The organism is Streptomyces sp. (genome assembly GCF_036566765.1).
In the GTDB taxonomy this organism is placed as follows: domain Bacteria; phylum Actinomycetota; class Actinomycetes; order Streptomycetales; family Streptomycetaceae; genus Streptomyces.
The window spans coordinates 1-2539 of sequence record NZ_DATCVQ010000541.1 but is presented as its reverse complement, the minus strand read 5'-3'; the positions used below and the strand labels follow the sequence as shown (position 1 = coordinate 2539).

3 protein-coding genes and 1 pseudogene are annotated in these 2539 nt (G+C 71.1%); 2 read left to right on the top strand and 2 right to left on the bottom strand.

All coding sequences use genetic code 11. The features are described from left to right. On the bottom strand, positions 1-249 hold a 249-nt coding region (locus tag VIU94_RS31450; RefSeq protein ID WP_524540653.1), incomplete at its 3' end, for an SCO4983 family protein. Positions 250-369: 120 nt separating this feature from the next. Further along, a complete protein-coding gene (locus tag VIU94_RS31445; protein WP_331916600.1) occupies positions 370-1581 on the bottom strand; it encodes a pyridoxal phosphate-dependent aminotransferase in 1212 nt (403 codons plus the stop codon). A gap of 157 nt (positions 1582-1738) precedes the next feature. On the opposite strand from VIU94_RS31445, the gene VIU94_RS31440 reads away from it, so the two are divergent. Together VIU94_RS31440 and VIU94_RS31435 are read left to right on the top strand one after the other, a co-directional pair. Continuing rightward, positions 1739-2164: a hypothetical protein gene (locus VIU94_RS31440; RefSeq protein ID WP_331916598.1), complete on the top strand. Its 426-nt coding sequence runs from the start codon at positions 1739-1741 to the stop codon at positions 2162-2164. After that, positions 2161-2539, top strand: a pseudogene (locus VIU94_RS31435) (hypothetical protein); the annotation flags it as partial. The gene VIU94_RS31440 and the pseudogene VIU94_RS31435, both read left to right, overlap by 4 nt.

Sequence of the window (2539 nt, the reverse complement as noted above, 5' to 3'; positions counted from 1 at the left end):
GAGCGCGGCGCCGTCCGAGCCGGACAGTCCGGCGTGCCGCGCGGGCGGCGCGCCGCGCAGCCGGGCGACCTGCTGGGCGATGCGCTCGCCGGCCGGCTCGTCGCCGAGCTCGTCGGTGACGGCGAGAAGCGCGGCGAGATGTCCGGCGAGCTGGATGTCCAGCTCCTCCTCGCGGGAGCGGTGCGGGAACGCGTCGCGGTCGTCGTCGGCCATCCGGTGGACCGACTTGGCGCGGATCGGTTCGTACATGGGGATGGCCTCCTGCGGCGGTAGCTCTGGAGGCATCCTACCTTGGATTCGTTCTAAAGTTGAGTGGCGTCCGGAGGGTGTGCAGGGTGTGGCTGAGAGTGTGCGGTCTGCGGTGTCCGGCTACGGCTGGCTGTAGCCGTCGAGGAAGGTGCCGATGCGCGTCACCGCGTCCGCCAGGTCGGTGGCGTTCGGCAGCGTGACGATCCGGAAGTGGTCCGGTTCGTGCCAGTTGAAGCCCGTGCCGTGCACCACCATGATCTTCTCGGCCCGGAGCAGGTCGAGGACCATCTGGCGGTCGTCCTTGATCTTGTAGACGCTCGGGTCCAGACGGGGGAAGAGGTAGAGGGCGCCCTTCGGCTTCACGCAGGTCACGCCGGGGATCTGGGTGAGTAGCTCGTACGCCGTGTTCCGCTGTTCGAGCAGTCGGCCGCCCGGCAGTACCAGGTCCTCGATCGACTGCCGTCCCTGGAGCGCCGCCGCCACCGCGTGCTGGGCCGGCATGTTCGCGCACAGGCGCATGTTCGCCAGGATCGTCAGGCCCTCGATGTACGAGGCGGCGTGCGCCTTCGGGCCGCAGACCGCGAGCCAGCCGGAGCGGAAACCGGCCACCCGGTAGTTCTTGCTCATCCCGTTGAACGTGAGGACGAGGAGATCCGGGGCGATCGCGGCGGTCGGGGTGTGCGTCGCGCCGTCGTAGAGGATCTTGTCGTAGATCTCGTCCGAGCAGACGACCAGCTGGTGGCGGCGGGCGATCTCGGTCAGCCCACGCAGCATCTCGTCGTCGTAGACCGCGCCCGTCGGGTTGTTCGGGTTGATGATCACGATCGCCTTGGTGCGGTCGGTGATCTTCCGCTCGATGTCCGCGAGGTCCGGCATCCAGTCCGCCTGCTCGTCGCAGCGGTAGTGCACGGCCGTGCCGCCGGCCAGCGAGACCGAGGCCGTCCACAGCGGGTAGTCCGGGGCCGGTACGAGTACCTCGTCGCCGTCGTCGAGCAACGCCTGCATCGCCATCTGGATCAGCTCGGAGACGCCGTTGCCGAGGTAGATGTCCTCGACGGAGAGCGGAATGCCCTTCGTCTCGTAGTGGCTCATGACCGCGCGGCGGGCGGACAGCAGGCCCTTCGCGTCGCCGTAGCCGTGTGCGTCGGCCAGGTTGCGCAGGACGTCCTCGAGGATCGCCGGCGGGCACTCGAAGCCGAACGCGGCCGGGTTGCCGGTGTTGAGCTTGAGGATCCGATGACCGGCAGCCTCCAGCCGCATCGCCTCCTCGAGCACCGGGCCCCGGATTTCGTAACAGACGTTGGCGAGCTTCGTGGACTGGATCACCTGCATGCCGAGAGCTTACGGCGGGGGCGGGCGGGACGCTTCGTGTTTTGGGACACGTCGGGTGGATCGGGCATCGGACCGGGCACCCGCGCGGCGGCTTTCGGTTCGCCCGGAATGTGTGCTCGTTCGCTTCGTTCACGCGTCCTCCCTAGAATCCGCGCCTATGAGCCACCAGGACAACAGCGTCTTCGTCGACGCCTCCGGGCGACGCGGCCGCGTCATGAGGTGGGCGGCGATAGGCGTCGGCGCCGGTTGCGTCGGGTTCCTCACCGTCGTCGTCGCAGGATTCTTCGGCTCCGGCCCCACGGGCCGCCCGTTGCCCTGGGTGGACCAGGAGCGGCCCGCCCCCGCGCTCATCGGCGCCGATCCGTCGCCGACGGCCGAGGACGACGAGTCCGCCTCGCCCCGCCCGCGGCCGAGCGCCTTGCGCACCACCACCGCGCCGAGCCCCTCCGCCTCCACGGTGAAGGACCGGACGACAGCGCCCGCGCAGCAGCCGACTGCGACGTCCGGCGCCGACGCCGGTGCCGGCGACGCCCCCGCGGACATGCCCGGCAGGGGCCGCGGCGCGACGAAGAGACCGAAGTGACGCATCCGCAGGACCCGTACGGGCAGCCGCAGCCGCAGTCGTACCCGGGCCAGGACCCGTACGGGCAGCAGCCGCCGCAGACGTACCCGGGCCAGGACCAATACGGGCAGCAGCCGCCGTCGTACGACGCGTACCAGGGTCCGTATCAGCAGCAGCCGTACCCCGGTCCGGACCCGTACTCGCAGCCCCGGTCCGAGTCGTACGCGTACGACGACGGGGCCGACGCGCACGTACCCCCGCCGGCCCCGCCCGCCCCGCCCGGTCCGGAGCCCCGCGTCCCGCGCCCCCGTACCGACACCGCCCCGCCCTCCGCCGCCCGGAACAAGCGGCACGCGCTCCGGCGCGACCCCCGCGCCCACTGGCTCGTCCTGCTCC

Coding starts and splice junctions, on each gene's coding strand:
- VIU94_RS31440 (WP_331916598.1), top strand. CDS start 1,739: ATGAGCCACCAGGACAACAGCGTCTTCGTCGACGCCTCCGGGCGACGC.
- VIU94_RS31445 (WP_331916600.1), bottom strand. CDS start 1,581: ATGCAGGTGATCCAGTCCACGAAGCTCGCCAACGTCTGTTACGAAATC.